Source organism: Intestinirhabdus alba (assembly GCF_009711095.1).
GTDB lineage: Bacteria > Pseudomonadota > Gammaproteobacteria > Enterobacterales > Enterobacteriaceae > Intestinirhabdus > Intestinirhabdus alba.
Window position 1 is genome coordinate 18,716 of the sequence record NZ_WMJZ01000010.1, and the last position, 18,519, is coordinate 37,234.

Genomic DNA, 18,519 nt, shown 5'->3' on the forward strand with positions numbered 1-18,519 from the left:
AAAATGAAAAAAATCGTAATTGCGCTGCTGGCCCTGCTTGCCTGCGGCACAGGCCAGGCGGCGACGCCGTGGCAGAAAATCACCCAGCCGGTGCCGGGCAGCCCCCGGTCGATCGGCAGTTTTTCCAACGGCTGCATCGTCGGTGCCGCCACGCTGCCCGTAGAGTCAGACAGCTATCAGGTGATGCGTACCGATCGGAACCGCTACTTTGGCCATCCGGACCTGGTGCGGTTTATCCAGCGCCTTAGCGCCAGGGTGAGCGATGAGGATCTGGGGACGCTGCTGGTCGGCGATATGGGAATGCCCGCAGGCGGCCGCTTCAACGGCGGCCACGCCAGCCATCAGACCGGGCTGGACGTCGATATTTTCCTGCAGCTGCCGAAAACGCGCTGGACCCCGGCGCAGCTGCTGCGCCCTCAGGCGCTGGACCTGGTCTCCCGGGACGGTAAACGTGTGACCTCCACCCTGTGGACGCCGGAGATCGCCAGCCTGATTAAGCTGGCGGCCCAGGATAATGAGGTTACGCGCATTTTTGTTAACCCGGCCATTAAGCAGCGGCTCTGCCTGGATGCCGGAACCGACCGCGACTGGCTGCGCAAGGTGCGGCCCTGGTTCCAGCATCGCGCGCATATGCACGTGCGGCTGCGCTGCCCGGACGACAGTCTGGAGTGTATCGATCAGCCCGCGCCGCCGCCGGGCGACGGCTGCGGCGCGGAGCTGCAGAGCTGGTTTGCCCCGGCAAAACCCGGAGCAACGCCGCCCGTGAAGAAGACGCCGCCGCCGCTGCCGCCTTCCTGCCAGGCGCTGCTGGATGAGCATGTACTCTGATGGACAGTTTTCTCGATCTGTTTATGGTCTCCCCGCTGCTGCTGGGCATCCTCTTTTTTGTGGCGCTGCTGGCCGGTTTTATTGACTCACTGGCCGGCGGCGGCGGGCTGTTGACCATTCCCGCCCTGATGGCCGCAGGCATGTCCCCGGCCCACGCGCTGGCCACCAATAAGCTGCAGGCCTGCGGGGGATCGATTTCCGCTTCCGTCTATTTTATCCGGCGTAAGGTAGTTAACCTCAGCGAGCAGAAGCTGAATATCGCGATGACTTTTATCGGCTCAATGAGCGGCGCGCTGCTGGTGCAGTATGTGCGGTCGGAAATGTTGCGTCAGATCCTGCCCATCCTGGTTATCTGCATCGGCCTGTACTTTCTGCTGATGCCAAAGCTGGGGGAAGAGGATCGTCAGCGCCGCCTCTACGGCCTGCCCTTTGCGCTGGTGGCGGGCGGCTGCGTCGGCTTCTACGACGGCTTTTTTGGCCCGGCGGCCGGTTCGTTCTACGCGCTGACGTTTGTGACCCTGTGCGGCTTCAATCTGGCGAAATCCACCGCTCACGCCAAGGTGCTGAACGCCACCTCAAATATCGGCGGCCTGCTGCTGTTTATGCTCGGCGGCAAGGTGGTCTGGGCCACCGGCCTGGTGATGCTGGTGGGCCAGTTCCTCGGGGCGCGCATAGGCTCACGGCTGGTGCTGAGTAAGGGACAGACGCTGATCCGACCGCTGATCGTCATCGTTTCGGCGGTGATGAGCGCTAAGTTACTTTATGATAACCATGGACAGGAGATCCTCCACTGGCTGGGGATGAGCTAATGAACGATACGCACCATTATGAACAGCTGATTACTATTTTTAACCGCTGCTTTGCCGATGAGTTTTCCACCCGTCTGGTCAAGGGGGACGACGAGCCGATCTATCTTCCCGCCGACAGCGAAGTGCCCTACCACCGGATCGTCTTTGCGCACGGCTACTACGCCAGCGCCCTGCACGAGATTTCCCACTGGTGTATCGCCGGGAAAGCGCGCCGCGAGCTGGTTGACTTTGGCTACTGGTACTGCCCGGACGGCCGCGACGCCCGGACCCAGAGCAAATTTGAAGATGTCGAAGTGAAGCCGCAGGCGCTGGACTGGCTGTTTTGCGTGGCGGCGGGCTATCCGTTTAACGTCAGCTGCGACAACCTCGACGGCGACTTTGAGCCGGATCGCGTGGCCTTCCAGCGTCGGGTACATGCGCAGGTCATGATCTATCTGGAAAAGGGCATTCCGGAGCGCCCGGCGCGCTTTATCCGCGCCCTGCAGGATTACTATCACACGCCTGAGCTGAGGGCGGAACAGTTTCCGTGGCCGGAAGCGCTCGTCTGAGCCGACGCCACGTTCTTATGAGGAAAAAAGATGATCGCAGAGTTTGAAACACGCATTCTGGCACTGATTGACGATATGGTAGAGCACGCAAGCGATGACGAGCTGTTTGCCAGCGGCTATTTGCGTGGGCACCTGACGTTAGCCGTGGCCGGGCTGGAAAGCGGGGACGACCACTCTGCGCAGGCGGTTTACGCCAGCGTTATCCACAGCCTGGAAAAAGCGATTGAGGCGGGCGAACTCTCTCCGCGCGATCGGGCGCTGGTCCGGGAAATGTGGGACGCTCTGTTCCAGAAGGCAAACCAGCCCTGACCGCAGGCCGGGCGCGCCGACGCCCGGCATCACTTCACCGCCTTTCCCTTGAGCAGCTTGCGCACCCACAGACGATTCGGATGCAGCGCCGCCAGCGTGTCGGCGTCCAGCGGGATGGGTTCGCCGCTCATCTGCGCGGCGAGGATCTCGGCGCACAGCGGCGCGGAGCACAGCCCGCGCGAGCCTAGCGCGCCCAGCATATAGAGATCGGGGTGGACCGGCGCGCCTGCCGCCTTCGCCGTCGAGTGGGCCAGATCGGCGTACTGCGCCAGCGTGGCCTCGTAGTCCGGCACGCCTCCCACCATTGGCAGATGGTCGCGGGTGGCGCAGCGAACGCCCACCCGCGCGTCATTGGCGCTGACGTCCACCTCCTGCGCCCAGACGGCGTCCGGGAAGCAGTCAATCAGACGCTGGCGGTTGCGCTGCTGATCCTCCTCGCTGAAGGCCATCTCGCGCACGCCGCGATGATAGCTCGCTCCGATACAGTGGCTGCGGGTGGCCGGATTCTGCGGCGTCAGGTAGCCGTCATAGCAGAGCACCTGACGAAGCTGCGAGAGGGCCTCGCCGCCGGGAATATGGCTCACCTGGCCGCCGACGGCGTATACCGGCAGCTGCGCCGTCTGCGCCAGCTGATTGAGGTTATGCCCGGTCGCCAGAACCACGCTGGCGGCGGGGGCGGTTTCGCCATCGCTAAAGCGCAGCTGCCACCGGTCCGGGTGCCTGTTGAGCTGCACCAGCCGTTTATTCCAGTGAATGACCAGGCCCTGCCGCTGCGCCAGGGCTAGCGCGGCGGCGGTCAGCTGCGCCGGGGAGAGCCAGCCGCCGGTCGGATACTGAATGCCGCCGCAGCCGGTGTCGACGCCCGCCGTGGCGGCGACGTCCCGGGCGGTGACCGCCCTGGCAAGCGCCTCCGGCAGCGCCAGCGATAACATCTGGTCAATTTTCTGCTGGCTCTTTTCGTCCCAGCCGAGCTGGGTGACGCCGCACCACCGGTGGTCAAACTCAACGGGCAGCGAATCATACAGGCGGCGGGCGAAGGTAAAGGCCGCCGGAAAAAAGGCCGCCAGCGCCGGATCGTGCGCGCTCAGCAGCGGGTACAGCGCCCCCTGACGGTTGCCGGAAGCGCCCTGGGCGGGCTGCCCGTCGGCGCAGTAGAGGGTAACCTGCCAGCCGCGGCGCAGCAGCGCCAGCGCCAGCAGGGCGCTGGCGATACCGCCGCCGATGAGCGCCGCTTCGCGCCGGCTGCTGCCGACGCGGGCGAACCAGGGGGCGGCGGAGGCGATGGGGGCGGCCGCCGACATCGTGCCGCAGAGCATCTCACGCTTGCGGCCAAAGCCTTTGTGCTTGCGCATCGTGAACCCCGCCTCCTGCAGTCCCCGGCGCACAAAGCCTGCGGAGGTGAAGGTTGCCAGCGTGCCGTCGGGGCGGGCCAGCCGGGCCATCGCGTTAAACAGGGATGGGGTCCACATATCGGGATTTTTTGCCGGGGCGAAGCCGTCGAGAAACCAGGCGTCGACCTGCCGGTTCAGGGAGTCGTCCAGTTTTTCGGTCAGCGCGTTGATATCGCCAAACCACAGGTCCAGCGTGACCCGCCCGTCGTCGAGCAGCAGCCGGTGGCAGCCGGCCAGGGGCTGCGGCCACCGGGCGTGCAGCTGCTCCGCCCAGGGAGCCAGCTCCGGCCAGCGCCGGTGCGCCTCACGCAGATCCGCCAGGGTCAGCGGAAATTTTTCAAAGCTGATGAAATGGAGCCGCCGCAGGGTTGCCCGCGGGGTCGCCTGATGAAAGCGGGCAAAGGCCTGCCAGAGCGTCAGAAAGTTCAGCCCGGTGCCGAAGCCGCTCTCTGCCACCACCAGCTGCGGCCGGGGATGTTCTGCAAAGCGTTCCACAAGACGGTTGCCGCCGAGAAAAACATAGCGGGTCTCTTCAAGTCCATTATCATTAGAAAAATAGACGTCATCAAAATCTCGGGAAACAGGTGTACCCTCAGCGTTAAATTCGAGGTTGGCGGGGTGTATCGCGTTATATTTCACGTAAGTTACTCGTCCGGCAGGCAGTGCACCGATCTTAATGCTGTGGCTCCCCGGGCGCAAATTTCCGCAGATTTTGGCTGATCGGACTTGTTCAGCGTACAAGTGTACGCTATTGTGCGACTCGAAACTTACTATAGTGCGACTTACAGAGGTATTGAATGAAACGTGCAGTGATTACTGGCCTGGGCATTGTTTCCAGCATCGGTAATAACCAGCAGGAAGTCCTGGCATCTCTGCGTGAAGGGCGTTCAGGGATCACTTTCTCTGAAGAGTTTAAAGATTCTGGTATGCGTAGCCACGTATGGGGGAATGTCAAACTGGATACCACCGGTCTGATCGACCGTAAAGTGGTCCGTTTCATGAACGATGCCTCTATCTATTCCTGGCTTGCCATGCAGCAGGCCGTTGAAGATTCCGGACTGAAAGATGAGCAATATCAGAATAATCCTCGCGTCGGCCTGATCGCCGGTTCCGGCGGGTCTTCTAAATATCAGGTTTTCGGTGCCGACGCGATGCGCAGCCCGCGCGGCCTGAAGGCGGTGGGTCCCTATGTGGTGACCAAGGCGATGGCGTCTGCGGTTTCCGCCTGCCTCGCCACGCCGTTTAAAATTCACGGGGTTAACTACTCCATCAGCTCCGCCTGCGCCACCTCCGCGCACTGCATCGGCAACGCGGTAGAGCAGATCCAGCTGGGCAAACAGGATATCGTGTTTGCCGGCGGCGGCGAAGAGCTTTGCTGGGAGATGGCGTGCGAGTTCGACGCCATGGGCGCGCTCTCCACCAAATACAACGACACGCCGGAGAAAGCTTCCCGCACCTATGACACCAAACGCGACGGCTTTGTTATCGCCGGCGGCGGCGGTATGGTCGTGGTGGAAGAGCTGGAGCACGCGCTGGCGCGCGGGGCGCATATCTATGCGGAAATCGTGGGCTATGGCGCGACCTCTGACGGGGCCGACATGGTTGCCCCATCCGGCGAAGGCGCGGTGCGCTGTATGCGGATGGCGATGCAGGACGTTGACACCCCAATCGACTACCTCAACTCTCACGGCACCTCCACGCCGGTTGGCGACGTGAAGGAGCTGGGGGCAATCCGCGAAGTGTTCGGCGATCGCAGCCCGGCCATTTCCGCGACCAAAGCGATGACCGGCCACTCTCTGGGGGCGGCGGGCGTACAGGAAGCCATCTATTCCCTGCTGATGCTGGAGCACGGCTTTATTGCCCCAAGCATCAACATCGAAGAGATGGACGAGCAGGCGGCGGGTCTGAACATCGTGACCGAAACCATCGAACGCGAGCTGCACACCGTGATGTCCAACAGCTTCGGCTTTGGCGGGACTAACGCCACGCTGGTTATGCGCAAGCTGAAAGCGTAAGCGGAATTTGCTTCAGGCCGCGCGCTGGCCGTGGAATGCCCCGACGCCTCCCGGAACCTGGGCATTTCGGGCGAGTCTCACGGATGAGACAAGCAACCAAAGCCAACGCTCAGCTAACATGCACGGATACTGACGAAGAACGGGTCCCCTGACGGCGGCCGGTTCTTTTGCCATTCAGGAAGAGTGAATAACAGGGATGTATAAATAATGGATAGCGTATCAAAACGTCTGACGCACAGCAGCTTCTGCGTCGCGGTGTTCGTCGGCTGGTTCTGCTGCCTGTTTCTGAGCGGGCTGCTGCCGGGCTTTGCCACCCTATATCAACTTGGGCTGGCGATGGCGTTTTTGCATATGGGCATTCTGCTGCCGTACGCGCTGTTTTGCTGGCGCAGCTACTCCCGGCGCTGGGCCTACCTGCCGCTGGGGCGCTTTTCTCTGCGCGACCTGCTGCTTCCCGCGCTGGCGCTGTTCGTATTGATGCTGATCCACGGACACTTTGCCCGGCCTGAAACCTGGATGAACGAACTGTTCAGAAAAAGCGTCGGGGTGAACGTGCTGACGATCCTCACGCTGTGCCTGGCGGCACCCATTGGTGAAGAGATTATTTTTCGCGGCTTTGTGCTGAACAGCAGCATCGGCTGGGGCGGGGGGGCAAAGAGCGTCGGTATTGTGACGACCTCGCTGCTGTTTGCGGTTGTTCATATGCAGTATCAGTCCGCAATAACGCTGGTTTTTCTGTTTGTTTTTTCAGCGATACTGTGTGTTGTCAGAATGCATACCCGCAGCCTTATCGCCCCTATCGCGCTGCATATGCTGAATAACGGCTGGGTCGTGCTGGCCCTGCTGAGCCAGTAAACGCGGCGGCCGGATAAATCCCATTGACACCCCGTTGCCCGCGCTGGCAAACTCCACCGCCGATATTATACCCAATCAGGTTAAGGCGGCCTGGGGCTGCCGGACGTGTCGCTCGTCCATCGCATCATTCGGCCTGACGGCCTCTCTCCCGCAGCGTTGCGGTTTTTCAAAACGTGAAGCCTGAGCGGGTAAGTCGCGCAGGCCTGACAATCTTCCCCGACCAACCGTAAGCGGCCATTATGCGTCGGGGCGCAGCGTAACGTTAGCAATCTGGAATAACGTATGACAGCAGTAACCCAAAAAAATGACGCGCCCGCCGCGAATGTTCAGCTATTTCGCATCGCCTTCGCCGTCTTCCTGACCTATATGACGGTCGGCCTGCCGCTGCCGGCGATCCCGCTGTTCGTCAGGCACGAGCTGGGCTATGGCAACACCATGGTCGGCATTGCGGTGGGCATTCAGTTTCTGGCGACGGTCTTAACGCGCGGCTATGCCGGACGGCTGGCGGATCAGTATGGTGCCAAACGCTCCGCGCTGCAGGGGATGTTTGCCTGCGCGCTGGCGGGAGCGGCGTGGCTGCTGGCGGCGCTGCTGCCGGTTTCCGTTCCGGTTAAGTTCGGCCTGCTGGTGGTCGGCCGGCTGATCCTCGGCTTTGGCGAGAGCCAGCTGCTGACCGGCACCCTGACGTGGGGAATGGGGCTGGTGGGGCCACGGCAATCCGGGAAGGTGATGTCGTGGAACGGTATGGCGATCTACGGCGCGCTGGCGGTCGGTGCCCCGCTCGGTCTGCTGATCCACAGCCGCTTCGGCTTCGCCGCGCTGGCGGGAACCACCGTGGCGCTGCCGCTGCTGGCGTGGGCGTTCAACGGCACGGTGCGCAAGGTTCCGGCCCATGCGGGCGAACGTCCGTCGCTGTGGAGCGTAGTAGGGCTTATCTGGAAGCCGGGGGTTGGGCTGGCGCTGCAGGGGGTCGGTTTTGCGACTATCGGCACCTTTGTCTCCCTCTATTTCGTCAGCCGGGGCTGGGCGATGGCGGGCTTTACCCTGACGGCGTTCGGTGGGGCATTTGTTCTGATGCGCGTGCTGTTTGGCTGGATGCCGGACCGCTTCGGCGGCGTGAAGGTGGCCGTCGCCTCGCTGCTGGTGGAAACGGCCGGGCTGCTGCTGCTGTGGCAGGCCCCTTCGGCGTGGATGGCGCTGCTGGGGGCGGCGCTGACCGGGGCAGGCTGCTCGCTGATCTTCCCGGCGCTGGGCGTTGAGGTGGTGAAGCGCGTTCCCTCCCAGGTGCGGGGAACCGCGCTGGGCGGCTACGCCGCGTTTCAGGATATCTCCTACGGCGTCACCGGCCCGCTGGCCGGGCTGCTGGCCACCTCCTGCGGCTATCCGTCGGTGTTCCTTGCCGGGGCCATCTCCGCCGCGGTGGGGATCGTGGTTACGCTGCTCGCCTTCCGCCGCCCTTAGACCAGCAGCCAGAAAAGCAGCAGGATGACGAACAGCGCGATAAACAGCAGGCCGGGCCGCCCGGTCGCCGGGCGCAGCAGATCGAGCACCGGCGCGAAGGGGCTGAAAATGGGCTGGACGTAGCGCGGATCGTTAAGTTCACGATCCCGCTCCCGCTCCACCCGGCGCAGCACGATCTGATTCAGCAGATCCTGCACCTGGGCTGCGGTCAGCACGCTTTGCGGCTGAACCTGCCAGGCCTGGCGGGCATACTCCGTTAACGAACGTTGCTCCTCCGGCTCCAGCGGCTGCTTCAGCGCGGCCTGCAGCGAGTGCAGGGTGGGGGCGCTCTGCTGGCTCAGGGTCTGTCGCGCCGTAAGCCAGGTCGTCAGATGGGGAAACTGCTTCGCCGGAATAAGATCGCCGCGCTTTACCCCGGACAGCTCCAGCATCGACTGCCAGATCTGCTTGCCGGATTCGCCGGTGGCGGCGGCCAGCCGGGTCACCATCTGGTTGAGCGTGCTATGTTCGGCCGGCAATAAGGGGCGGTCGGTGGCCGGGCGCTGCTGGGGCTGCGGGATCGACAGCTCGCCCTGGCGCAGCATAGTTAGCACGGTTTTCAGCTGCTCCGGCGTCAGCTGGCTCAGGGCCGTCTGGCCGAACTGCTGGCGAATAAAATCGCTGACCGCCTGGCGGTTGTTGCCCTGGTTCAACAGCCCGGTGAGCTGCGCCAGCACCTGCCGGGTGGCGTGATTCTGCGTCGCCGCCTCCAGGCGCTGGTTCAGGTTCTGTTCGGCGGCGGGAAAGTGGCGCGACAGCAGCGGGGAGCCGCTCTTGACGCCAAGATCGTGCTTGATTCCGGCCCACACCTCGGCCCCCTGCTGACGGGTCAGCGAGCAGAGCTGGGTGATAAGCTGTTCCAGCACGGTGCGCTGCCGGGTGGACAGCGGCAGTTCGCCGGCGGCAGGAGGCGCGTTCAGCCCTTCGCCGGGAGGACGTGCGGGAGGGCCGGAGAGGGGTTGCATCATCACGTATCCTTAAACCATAAATCCGGGCAAGTATGCCTGGCGGCCAGATTATGGCACACTTGTCCGGCTAACTCTCGTTCTTAAACAGGTACGACAGACGTGAAAATCCTCGTTGATGAAAATATGCCTTACGCCCGCGAATTGTTCAGCCGTCTGGGCGAGGTGAAGGCGGTTTCCGGCCGCCCGATCCCCGTCGCCGAACTGGACGATGCGGACGCCTTAATGGTGCGTTCGGTCACCAAAGTAAACGCCTCGCTGCTCGACGGCAAAGCGGTGAAGTTCGTGGGCACCGCCACCGCCGGCACCGACCATGTAGACGACGGCTGGCTCCGGCAGGCGGGGATCGGCTTCTCCGCAGCGCCGGGCTGTAACGCCATCGCGGTGGTGGAATATGTTCTTTCCGCGCTGCTGATGCTGGCCGAGCGCGACGGCTTTGCGCTAAGGGAGCGGACGGTGGGCATCGTCGGCGTCGGCAACGTTGGCGGCCGCTTGCAGGCGCGGCTGGAGGCGCTCGGCATCCGCACGCTGCTGTGCGATCCGCCGCGTGCCGCGCGCGGGGAGGAGGGCGATTTTCGTCCGCTGGAGGCGCTGGTCCGGGAGGCGGATATCCTTACCTTCCATACGCCGCTGTTCAAGGACGGCCCGTATAAAACCCTGCATCTGGCGGACGAGGCGCTGATCCGCCGCCTGAAGCCGGGCGCGATTTTAATCAACGCCAGCCGCGGCCCGGTGGTCGATAACCAGGCGCTGCTGGCGCGCCTGAACGCCGGCCAGGCGCTGAGCGTGGTGCTGGATGTCTGGGAGGGGGAGCCAGGCCTTGACGTTGCGCTGCTGGAGAGGGTTGATATCGGCACCCCGCACATCGCTGGCTATAGCCTCGAAGGCAAGGCGCGCGGTACGACGCAGGTTTTTGAGGCATACAGCGCCTTCCTCGGCCGTGAACAGCGCGTGGCGCTGGACACCCTGCTGCCCGCGCCCGAATTTGGCCGTATTACCCTGCACGGGCCGCTGGATCAGCCGACGCTGAAAAGGCTGGCGCATTTAGTGTATGATGTGCGCCGCGACGACGCGCCGCTGCGCAGGGTGGCCGCCGTTCCCGGCGAGTTCGACGCTCTGCGCAAAAACTACCCGGAGCGGCGCGAGTGGTCTTCACTGTACGTCATGTGCGATGACGCCGCCGCCGCCGCGCTGCTGCTTAAGCTTGGTTTCAACGCCGTTCATCATCCGGCGCGTTAACATTCTTTTTATCGCTCCCTGCCCGCGGCGGGGAGCCTGTGCTTTTCTGGAGTAAACCACCATGTCTGAAGGCTGGAATATTGCCGTCCTGGGTGCCACCGGTGCCGTAGGCGAAGCCCTGCTCGAAACGCTGGCTGAACGCCAGTTTCCGGTTGGGGAAATTTATGCGCTGGCGCGTAGCGAAAGCGCGGGCGAATATCTGCGCTTTGGTGGTAAGTCGCTGATCGTACAGGACGCCGCCGAATTTGACTGGACCCAGGCGCAGCTGGCCTTTTTTGTTGCCGGTGCCGGGGCGACGGCGGCCTGGGCCGATGAGGCGACCGGGGCAGGCTGCCTGGTCATTGACGCCAGCGGCCTGTTCGCCCTCGACCCGGACGTGCCGCTGGTGGTGCCGGAGGTCAACCCCTTCGTGCTGGCGGATTACCGCAACCGCAACCTGATCGCGGTGCCCGACAGCCTGACCAGCCAGCTGCTGGTGGCGCTGAAGCCGCTGGTCGAGCGCGGCGGCCTGTCGCGCATTACGGTTACCAGCCTTCTTTCGGCCTCCGCTCAGGGTAAAAAAGCGGTAGACGCGCTGGCCGGTCAGAGCGCGAAGCTGCTCAACGGCATCCCGATTGATGAAGCGGATTTCTTCGGCCGCCAGCTGGCGTTCAATATGCTGCCGCTGCTGCCGGATCGCGAAGGCAGCGTGCGCGAAGAGCGGCGTATTGTCGATGAAGTGCGTAAAATCATGCAGGATGAAGGGCTGGCGATCTCCGCAAGCGTTGTGCGTTCGCCGGTGTTCTACGGTCATGCGCAGATGGTCGCCTTTGAGGCGATGCGCCCGCTGGCGGCGGAAGAGGCGCGTGACGCCTTCGCCCTCGGCGAAGATATCGCACTTTCTGAAGAGAGTGAATTTCCGACTCAGGTGGGCGACGCCTCCGGCAACGCCCGTCTCTCCGTGGGCTGCGTGCGCAACGATTACGGCGTTCCGGAGCAGGTGCAGTTCTGGTCGGTGGCGGACAACGTTCGCTTCGGCGGCGCGCTGATGGCGGTGAAAATCGCCGAGAAGCTGGTGCAGGAGTATCTGTACTGATGTCTGAACAGCAGGAAGCGCCGCGCGTTAAAATTGCGCTGGGCGTAGAGTATGACGGCAGCCGCTATTACGGCTGGCAGCGCCAGAACGAAGTGCGCAGCGTGCAGGAGAAGCTGGAAAAGGCGCTCACGCAGGTTGCCAACGAGCCGGTTAACGTTTTCTGCGCCGGGCGAACCGACGCGGGGGTCCACGGTACGGGGCAGGTGGTGCATTTTGAAACCACCGCCCGGCGTAAGGACGCGGCCTGGACGCTGGGCGTCAATGCCAATTTACCCGCTGATATAGCGGTGCGCTGGGTCAAAACGGTGGCGGATGATTTTCACGCCAGGTTTAGCGCAACGGCGCGCCGTTATCGCTATATCATCTACAATCATCGACTGCGGCCGGCGGTGCTGAACGGGGGCGTGACCCATTACTACTCGCCGCTGGACGCGGAGCGTATGCATCGGGCGGCCCAGTGTCTGCTGGGCGAAAATGATTTTACCTCGTTCCGGGCGGTACAGTGCCAGTCGCGCACCCCCTGGCGCAACGTGATGCATATCAACGTGAGCCGTCACGGAGCCTATGTGGTGGTGGATATTAAAGCGAATGCTTTCGTGCATCATATGGTCAGGAATATTGTCGGTAGCCTGATGGAAGTGGGGGCCAACAACCGGCCGGAAAGCTGGATGGCGGAACTTCTGGCGGCGAAAGACAGACGGCTCGCGGCGGCCACGGCGAGGGCGGAGGGGCTGTATCTGGTGGCGGTGGACTACCCGGAGCGGTTCGGTCTTCCTGTAACGCCGCCAGGCCCGCTGTTTTTGGCAGATTAAGCGTATTCTGCGGGACCCGGTCGCCGGGCCCGCCCTGACCCATAAAAAGGTATAAGCAAAATGGACGTCATTTACTTCTTTATTGATTTTATCCTGCACATTGATGTGCATCTGCCGAAGCTGGTCGCAGAGTACGGCGTCTGGATTTACGCCATTCTGTTTCTGATCCTGTTCTGCGAAACCGGCCTGGTGGTGACGCCGTTCCTGCCGGGGGATTCGCTGTTGTTCGTCGCGGGCGCGCTGGCGACTAACGATCTCAACGTGCATCTTATGGTGCTGCTGATGCTGGTCGCCGCCATCCTTGGTGACGCGGTGAACTATACGATCGGCCGGCTGTTTGGCGAGAAGCTGTTCCGCAACCCGGAGTCGAAGATTTTCCGCCGCAGCTATCTTGATAAAACGCATCAGTTTTACGAGAAACACGGCGGTAAAACCATTATTCTCGCCCGCTTTGTGCCCATCGTCCGCACCTTCGCGCCGTTCGTGGCGGGCATGGGCAAGATGTCGTATCGCCAGTTTGCGGCCTATAACGTGATCGGAGCGCTGCTGTGGGTGCTGCTCTTTACCTACGCCGGCTACCTCTTTGGCAACATGCCGGTGGTACAGAATAACCTTAAGCTGCTGATTGTCGCGATCATCGTGGTTTCGGTGCTGCCGGGGGTCGTGGAGATTATTCGCCATAAACGCGCGGCGGCGCGGGCGAAAAAATAGCCGCAGACCGCGCGATTCGACCATTTTTTTATCCAAAGTTTCGGGCTGTTATGTTTTAATGTGCAACATTTATGGTCTGCGGCGGGCAAAAATGGCATTATGCGCCCCTTACTAAAAAGCTGACTAAGATTCAGACAGAAAGGTCATCAATGAGCTGGATTGAACGAATTAAGAGCAACATCACCCCCACCCGTAAGGCAAGCATTCCTGAAGGGGTGTGGACCAAATGTGACAGCTGCGGCCAGGTTCTGTACCGCGCCGAGCTGGAACGTAATCTTGAGGTCTGCCCGAAGTGCGATCATCACATGCGCATGTCGGCGCGCAATCGTCTGCACAGCCTGCTGGACGAAGGTTCTCTGGTAGAGCTGGGCAGCGAGCTGGAGCCGAAGGACGTGCTGAAGTTCCGCGACTCCAAAAAGTATAAGGACAGGCTGGCCTCGGCCCAAAAAGAGACCGGCGAGAAAGACGCGCTGGTGGTCATGAAGGGAACCCTGCACGGTATGCCGGTGGTGGCGGCGGCCTTTGAGTTCGCCTTTATGGGCGGCTCGATGGGATCGGTGGTCGGTGCCCGCTTTGTTCGCGCGGTAGAACAGGCGCTGGAGGACAACTGTCCGCTGATCTGCTTCTCCGCCTCCGGCGGCGCACGTATGCAGGAAGCGCTGATGTCGCTGATGCAGATGGCCAAAACCTCTGCGGCGCTGGCGAAAATGCAGGAGCGCGGTCTGCCCTATATTTCCGTGCTCACCGATCCGACCATGGGCGGCGTCTCCGCCAGCTTTGCGATGCTGGGCGATCTCAACATCGCCGAACCGAAGGCGCTGATCGGCTTTGCCGGGCCGCGCGTTATTGAACAAACCGTGCGGGAGAAACTGCCGCCGGGCTTCCAGCGCAGCGAGTTCCTGATTGAAAAAGGCGCGATCGATATGATCGTCCGCCGCCCGGAAATGCGCCTGAAGCTGGCAAGCATTCTGGCGAAGCTGATGAACCTGCCTGCGCCGAACCCGGACGCGCCGGGTGAAAGCGTGGTGGTGCCTCCTGAACCCGATCGGGAACCCGAGGCCTGATAATTTACTCTATGGATTTCGGGTTGCAGGTCGGCGGCAAGAGAGTTCATCCCGATGAGCTTGCACAGGCAAGTGATTCGGGTGAACGAGAGCAGCCAACAAGCCTGCAGCCTGAAAGACGACGAGTACAAAAGGGCAGGGCCAGCTGGCGCTGCCTTTTGCTTTTCATAACGTAACGAATTTACGGGCATCATGGATAACAAACGCACTCCTCAAGCCGCGTCGCCCCTGGCCTCGTGGCTTTCTTATCTGGAAAAGCTGCACGCTAAAACCATCGATCTCGGACTGGACCGCGTCAGCCGGGTGGCCGCACGCCTGGCGGTGCTGAAGCCGGCACCGTTCGTCTTTACCGTCGCCGGCACCAACGGCAAGGGCACCACCTGCCGAACCCTGGAAGCTATGCTTATGGCGGCGGGCTATCGGGTCGGCGTTTACAGCTCGCCGCATCTGGTACGCTACACCGAGCGCGTGCGCATCCAGGGCGCAGAGCTGGCGGAGTCGGCGCACACCGCCTCGTTTGCGGAAATCGAAGCGGCGCGCGGCGACACGTCGCTCACCTATTTTGAATATGGCACCCTGTCGGCGCTGTGGCTGTTTAAGCAGGCGAAGCTTGACGTGGTGATTCTGGAGGTCGGGCTGGGCGGCCGCCTGGACGCGACCAATCTCGTGGATACCAACGTCGCGGTTATCACCAGCATCGCCCTCGATCATACCGACTGGCTGGGGCCGGATCGGGAAAGTATCGGCCGGGAGAAGGCCGGGATCTTCCGCGCGGAAAAGCCGGCGGTGGTGGGGGAGCCGGAAATGCCCTCTACTATCGCCGACGTGGCGCAGGAGACCGGCGCGCTGCTGCTGCGCTGCGGGGTGGACTGGCGCTATGCGGCGTCGGCCGACGGCTGGTCGTTTACCGACGCCCGTGGAACGCTGGCCGATCTGCCGCTGCCGCAGGTGCCGCAGCCGAATGCCGCCACCGCGCTGGCCGCCCTGCGCGCCAGCGGGCTGGCGGTGGGCGAGCGGGCGATCCGTGAGGGCATCGCCCGGGCGGCCCTGCCCGGACGCTTCCAGATCGTCGGCACCTCGCCGCGGCGGATCCTTGACGTCGCCCACAATCCCCATGCCGCAGAGTATCTTACCGGCCGGCTGAAAAGGTTACCGAAAACCGGACGGGTGCTGGCGGTTGTCGGTATGCTGCATGATAAAGATATTGCCGGCACCCTGGCCTGGCTGAAAAGCGCGGTTGACGTCTGGTACTGCGCACCGCTGGAAGGGCCGAGGGGGGCGACGGCGGAGCAGCTGTTGGAACATCTGGACAATGGCAGTGTCTATGGCAGCGTAGCGCTGGCCTGGCGTGCCGCCATGGCGGACGCGAAGCCAGAAGATACCGTGCTGGCGTGTGGTTCATTTCACACCGTTGCGCAGGTCATGGCAGCGATAGAAACGGAGAGTGGCGGTGGCGAGTAAATTTCAGAATCGTTTAGTCGGCACGATTGTGCTGGTCGCGCTTGGGGTGATTGTGCTGCCGGGGCTGCTCGACGGGCAGAAAAAACATTATCAGGATGAGTTCGCCGCGATCCCGCTGGTGCCAAAGCCGGGGGATCGCGACGAGCCGGATATGATTCCTGACGCCACCCAGGCGCTGCCCACCCAGCCGCCGGAAGGGGCGGCGGAGGAGATCCGTGCGGGCGACGCGGCGGCTCCCTCCCTCGATCCGTCGCGGATGGCGACCAACAATAATATTACTCTGGAGCCGGTGCCCGCGCCCGCGGAGCGGCCTGAGCCGAAGCCGGTCGATAAGCCGAAGATAAAACCGCAGCCGCCGGTGCAAAAGCCGGCCGCCGGGGAGAAAACGGCACCGACGGGCAGGGCGTATGTGGTGCAGCTGGGCGCGTTGAAAAATGCCGATAAGGTCAATGAGATCGTGGGCAAACTTCGCGCGGCGGGCTTCCGGGTTTATACTGTGCCGACGACGCCGGTGCAGGGTAAAATTACCCGCATTCTCGTCGGGCCTGACGCCTCTAAAGAGAAGCTGAAGGGGGCGCTGGGCGAGCTTAAGCAGCTCTCCGGCCTGAGCGGCGTGGTGATGGGCTATACGCCGAACCAGTAAGCCAGCAAAGCCTGCCGCTCTGCGGCCTGAGCGGCAGAGCGATGGGGCAGCCGGCGTGCCCGGTGGGAGCGAAAGCGGGTTCTGAGGCGCGTCGGCTCGTGGGCAAAAAGCACGCTGGCAATGACGATTTTTTCAGCGCTGTTTTTATTTTTGCACGGGAAGGAAATCCCTACGCAAACGTTTTCTTTTTCTGTTAGAATGCGCCCCGAACAGGACGGCAGGGCGTAAAATCATGGAACACTTATGGTCTGGATTGATTACGCCATTATCGCGGTGATTGGTTTTTCCTGTCTGGTTAGCCTGATCCGCGGCTTTGTACGTGAAGCATTATCGCTGGTAACGTGGGGATGCGCTTTCTTTGTCGCCAGCCGCTACTACACTTACCTGTCTGTCTGGTTTTCGGGCTTTGAAGAGGAACTGGTTCGCAACGGAATCGCCATCGCGGTGCTGTTTATTGCCACGCTGATTGTCGGCGCGGTCGTCAACTACGTGATAGGCCAGCTGGTTGAGAAAACCGGCCTGTCGGGCACCGACCGGGTGCTGGGCATCTGCTTCGGCGCGCTGCGCGGGGTGTTGATTGTCGCCGCCATTCTGTTTTTTCTCGACACCTTTACCGGTCTGTCGAAAAGCGACGACTGGAGCCGGTCGCGGTTGATACCTGAATTCAGTTTCATCATCAGATGGTTTTTTGACTATCTGCAAAGCTCGTCAAGTTTCTTGCCCAGAGCGTAACCGCTCTGAGATGTGGCTTAACGAGGAAAAGACGTATGTGCGGTATTGTCGGTATCGCCGGTGTTATGCCGGTAAACCAGTCGATTTATGACGCCTTAACGGTACTTCAGCATCGTGGTCAGGATGCCGCTGGCATCATCACCATCGATGCCAACAACTGCTTCCGTTTACGCAAGGCGAACGGGCTGGTAAGCGATGTGTTTGAGGCGCGCCACATGCAGCGTTTGCAGGGCAATATGGGCATCGGCCACGTGCGTTATCCAACGGCCGGCAGCTCCAGCGCCTCCGAGGCTCAGCCTTTTTACGTCAACTCGCCCTATGGCATTACCCTTGCCCACAACGGCAATCTGACCAACGCCCACGAGCTGCGTAAAAAGCTGTTTGAAGAGAAGCGACGCCACATCAACACCACCTCCGATTCAGAGATTCTGCTGAATATCTTCGCCAGCGAGCTGGATAATTTCCGCCACTATCCGCTGGAAGCCGATAACGTCTTTTCCGCCATTGCCGCGACGAATCGCCAGATCCGCGGCGCGTACGCCTGCGTGGCGATGATCATCGGCCACGGCATGGTGGCCTTTCGCGATCCGCACGGCATCCGCCCGCTGGTGCTGGGCAAGCGCGACATCGGCGACGGCCGCACGGAGTATATGGTAGCCTCCGAAAGCGTGGCGCTCGACACCCTCGGCTTTGAGTTTCTGCGCGATGTGGCTCCCGGCGAGGCGGTCTATATTACCGAAAAAGGCCAGCTGTACAGCCGTCAGTGCGCGGAAAATCCGGTCAACAATCCCTGCCTGTTCGAATATGTCTATTTTGCGCGCCCGGACTCGTTTATCGACAAGATTTCCGTCTACAGCGCCAGGGTGAATATGGGCATGAAGCTGGGGGCAAAAATCGCCAGGGAGTGGGAAGATCTGGATATCGACGTGGTCATTCCGATCCCGGAAACCTCCTGCGATATCGCGCTTGAGATCGCCCGCATCCTCGGCAAACCGTATCGTCAGGGGTTCGTGAAGAACCGCTACGTCGGCCGCACCTTTATCATGCCGGGCCAGCAGCTGCGTCGTAAATCGGTGCGCCGCAAGCTGAACGCCAACCGCGCCGAATTTCGCGGCAAAAACGTGCTGCTGGTGGACGACTCCATCGTGCGGGGCACCACCTCGGAGCAGATTATCGAGATGGCGCGCGAAGCCGGGGCGAAGAAAGTGTATCTGGCCTCCGCCGCGCCGGAGATCCGCTTCCCGAACGTGTACGGCATCGACATGCCCAGCGCCAACGAGCTGATCGCCCACGGTCGTGAAGTGGATGAGATTCGTAAGATCATCGGTGCCGACGGGCTTATTTTCCAGGATCTGGAGGATCTGATCGACGCGGTGCGCGCTGAAAATCCGGATGTGCATCAGTTTGAGTGCTCAGTCTTTAACGGCGTTTACGTCACCCGCGATGTCGACCAGCAGTACCTTGACTTCCTCGATTCCCTGCGCAACGACGACGCCAAAGCGGTTCAGCGGCAGAATGAAGTGGAAAACCTGGAAATGCATAACGAAGGATAATCTCTCTGC

18 protein-coding genes are annotated in these 18,519 nt (G+C 61.9%); 16 read left to right on the plus strand and 2 right to left on the minus strand.

Translation table 11 applies throughout. The features are described from left to right. Positions 1-3 precede the first annotated feature (3 nt). From mepA to GJV78_RS08990, 4 genes are read left to right on the plus strand one after another with little or no spacing between them, the layout of a single operon-like run. A complete protein-coding gene (gene mepA, locus GJV78_RS08975; protein WP_155108017.1) occupies positions 4-828 on the plus strand; it encodes a penicillin-insensitive murein endopeptidase in 825 nt (274 codons plus the stop codon). Continuing rightward, on the plus strand, positions 828-1,637 hold the full coding sequence (locus tag GJV78_RS08980; RefSeq protein ID WP_155108018.1) for a sulfite exporter TauE/SafE family protein: 810 nt from the start codon (positions 828-830) through the stop codon (positions 1,635-1,637). The genes mepA and GJV78_RS08980 overlap by 1 nt, the downstream gene beginning before the upstream one ends. Continuing rightward, the gene (locus GJV78_RS08985; RefSeq protein ID WP_155108019.1) at positions 1,637-2,185 is read left to right on the plus strand and encodes an elongation factor P hydroxylase; all 549 of its coding nucleotides are present in this window, start codon (positions 1,637-1,639) and stop codon (positions 2,183-2,185) included. Before GJV78_RS08980 ends, GJV78_RS08985 begins: the two co-directional genes overlap by 1 nt. Positions 2,186-2,215: 30 nt before the next feature. Next, a complete protein-coding gene (locus GJV78_RS08990; protein WP_155108020.1) occupies positions 2,216-2,494 on the plus strand; it encodes a YfcL family protein in 279 nt (92 codons plus the stop codon). 29 nt (positions 2,495-2,523) lie between these two features. On the opposite strand, the gene mnmC is transcribed toward GJV78_RS08990, so the two are convergent. Then, positions 2,524-4,524 carry a bifunctional tRNA (5-methylaminomethyl-2-thiouridine)(34)-methyltransferase MnmD/FAD-dependent 5-carboxymethylaminomethyl-2-thiouridine(34) oxidoreductase MnmC gene (gene mnmC / locus GJV78_RS08995; RefSeq protein WP_330998794.1) on the minus strand — a complete coding sequence of 667 codons (2,001 nt, stop codon included), beginning with the start codon at positions 4,522-4,524 and terminating at the stop codon, positions 2,524-2,526. A 158-nt stretch (positions 4,525-4,682) separates the two neighbouring features. Here mnmC and fabB point away from each other — a divergent pair, with 158 nt between their 5' ends. From fabB to GJV78_RS09010, 3 genes are all read left to right on the plus strand, one after another. Further along, the gene (gene fabB, locus GJV78_RS09000; protein ID WP_155108022.1) at positions 4,683-5,900 is read left to right on the plus strand and encodes a beta-ketoacyl-ACP synthase I; all 1,218 of its coding nucleotides are present in this window, start codon (positions 4,683-4,685) and stop codon (positions 5,898-5,900) included. A 207-nt stretch (positions 5,901-6,107) separates the two neighbouring features. After that, positions 6,108-6,755 carry a CPBP family intramembrane glutamic endopeptidase gene (locus tag GJV78_RS09005; RefSeq protein WP_155108023.1) on the plus strand — a complete coding sequence of 216 codons (648 nt, stop codon included), beginning with the start codon at positions 6,108-6,110 and terminating at the stop codon, positions 6,753-6,755. Between the two features lie 282 nt (positions 6,756-7,037). Further along, positions 7,038-8,216 (plus strand): MFS transporter, encoded by a 1,179-nt coding sequence (locus GJV78_RS09010; protein ID WP_155108024.1) that lies wholly within the window; start codon positions 7,038-7,040, stop codon positions 8,214-8,216. Here the strand turns inward: GJV78_RS09010 and flk are convergent. Next, on the minus strand, positions 8,213-9,220 hold the full coding sequence (gene flk, locus GJV78_RS09015) for a flagella biosynthesis regulator Flk (protein WP_155108115.1): 1,008 nt from the start codon (positions 9,218-9,220) through the stop codon (positions 8,213-8,215). The two genes, GJV78_RS09010 and flk, sit on opposite strands and share 4 nt — an antisense overlap. 102 nt (positions 9,221-9,322) lie before the next feature. Here flk and pdxB point away from each other — a divergent pair, with 102 nt between their 5' ends. The 9 genes from pdxB (at position 9,323) to purF (ending at position 18,510) form a co-directional block, all read left to right on the plus strand. Further along, positions 9,323-10,459, plus strand: a complete 1,137-nt coding sequence (gene pdxB, locus GJV78_RS09020; protein WP_167519473.1) for a 4-phosphoerythronate dehydrogenase PdxB — start codon at positions 9,323-9,325, stop codon at positions 10,457-10,459. A 61-nt stretch (positions 10,460-10,520) separates the two neighbouring features. Continuing rightward, positions 10,521-11,534: an aspartate-semialdehyde dehydrogenase gene (locus GJV78_RS09025; RefSeq protein WP_155108025.1), complete on the plus strand. Its 1,014-nt coding sequence runs from the start codon at positions 10,521-10,523 to the stop codon at positions 11,532-11,534. Then, positions 11,534-12,346, plus strand: coding sequence for a tRNA pseudouridine(38-40) synthase TruA (gene truA / locus GJV78_RS09030; protein WP_155108026.1), 813 nt, complete (start codon positions 11,534-11,536; stop codon positions 12,344-12,346). Before GJV78_RS09025 ends, truA begins: the two co-directional genes overlap by 1 nt. A gap of 60 nt (positions 12,347-12,406) precedes the next feature. Then, positions 12,407-13,057 carry a DedA family protein gene (locus GJV78_RS09035; protein ID WP_155108027.1) on the plus strand — a complete coding sequence of 217 codons (651 nt, stop codon included), beginning with the start codon at positions 12,407-12,409 and terminating at the stop codon, positions 13,055-13,057. A 149-nt stretch (positions 13,058-13,206) separates the two neighbouring features. Next, positions 13,207-14,121 (plus strand): acetyl-CoA carboxylase, carboxyltransferase subunit beta, encoded by a 915-nt coding sequence (gene accD, locus GJV78_RS09040; protein WP_155108028.1) that lies wholly within the window; start codon positions 13,207-13,209, stop codon positions 14,119-14,121. 192 nt (positions 14,122-14,313) lie between these two features. Continuing rightward, complete coding sequence (folC, locus tag GJV78_RS09045; RefSeq protein ID WP_155108029.1) at positions 14,314-15,582, plus strand: bifunctional tetrahydrofolate synthase/dihydrofolate synthase; 1,269 nt, start codon at positions 14,314-14,316, stop codon at positions 15,580-15,582. After that, positions 15,572-16,225, plus strand: coding sequence for a cell division protein DedD (dedD, locus tag GJV78_RS09050; protein WP_167519474.1), 654 nt, complete (start codon positions 15,572-15,574; stop codon positions 16,223-16,225). Before folC ends, dedD begins: the two co-directional genes overlap by 11 nt. Before the next feature lie 243 nt (positions 16,226-16,468). After that, complete coding sequence (cvpA, locus tag GJV78_RS09055) at positions 16,469-16,957, plus strand: colicin V production protein (RefSeq protein ID WP_155108030.1); 489 nt, start codon at positions 16,469-16,471, stop codon at positions 16,955-16,957. Positions 16,958-16,992: 35 nt separating this feature from the next. Beyond that, entirely contained in the window at positions 16,993-18,510 is a 1,518-nt protein-coding gene (gene purF, locus GJV78_RS09060) for an amidophosphoribosyltransferase (protein WP_155108031.1), read from the plus strand. Positions 18,511-18,519 lie beyond the last annotated feature (9 nt).

Excerpts from the sequence above, each read along its gene's own strand:
- mepA (WP_155108017.1), top strand. The coding sequence starts at position 4 with ATGAAAAAAATCGTAATTGCGCTGCTGGCCCTGCTTGCCTGCGGCACA.
- GJV78_RS08980 (WP_155108018.1), top strand. The coding sequence starts at position 828 with ATGGACAGTTTTCTCGATCTGTTTATGGTCTCCCCGCTGCTGCTGGGC.
- GJV78_RS08985 (WP_155108019.1), top strand. The coding sequence starts at position 1,637 with ATGAACGATACGCACCATTATGAACAGCTGATTACTATTTTTAACCGC.
- GJV78_RS08990 (WP_155108020.1), top strand. The coding sequence starts at position 2,216 with ATGATCGCAGAGTTTGAAACACGCATTCTGGCACTGATTGACGATATG.
- fabB (WP_155108022.1), top strand. The coding sequence starts at position 4,683 with ATGAAACGTGCAGTGATTACTGGCCTGGGCATTGTTTCCAGCATCGGT.
- GJV78_RS09005 (WP_155108023.1), top strand. The coding sequence starts at position 6,108 with ATGGATAGCGTATCAAAACGTCTGACGCACAGCAGCTTCTGCGTCGCG.
- GJV78_RS09010 (WP_155108024.1), top strand. The coding sequence starts at position 7,038 with ATGACAGCAGTAACCCAAAAAAATGACGCGCCCGCCGCGAATGTTCAG.
- flk (WP_155108115.1), bottom strand. The coding sequence starts at position 9,220 with ATGCAACCCCTCTCCGGCCCTCCCGCACGTCCTCCCGGCGAAGGGCTG.
- GJV78_RS09025 (WP_155108025.1), top strand. The coding sequence starts at position 10,521 with ATGTCTGAAGGCTGGAATATTGCCGTCCTGGGTGCCACCGGTGCCGTA.
- truA (WP_155108026.1), top strand. The coding sequence starts at position 11,534 with ATGTCTGAACAGCAGGAAGCGCCGCGCGTTAAAATTGCGCTGGGCGTA.
- GJV78_RS09035 (WP_155108027.1), top strand. The coding sequence starts at position 12,407 with ATGGACGTCATTTACTTCTTTATTGATTTTATCCTGCACATTGATGTG.
- accD (WP_155108028.1), top strand. The coding sequence starts at position 13,207 with ATGAGCTGGATTGAACGAATTAAGAGCAACATCACCCCCACCCGTAAG.
- folC (WP_155108029.1), top strand. The coding sequence starts at position 14,314 with ATGGATAACAAACGCACTCCTCAAGCCGCGTCGCCCCTGGCCTCGTGG.
- cvpA (WP_155108030.1), top strand. The coding sequence starts at position 16,469 with ATGGTCTGGATTGATTACGCCATTATCGCGGTGATTGGTTTTTCCTGT.
- purF (WP_155108031.1), top strand. The coding sequence starts at position 16,993 with ATGTGCGGTATTGTCGGTATCGCCGGTGTTATGCCGGTAAACCAGTCG.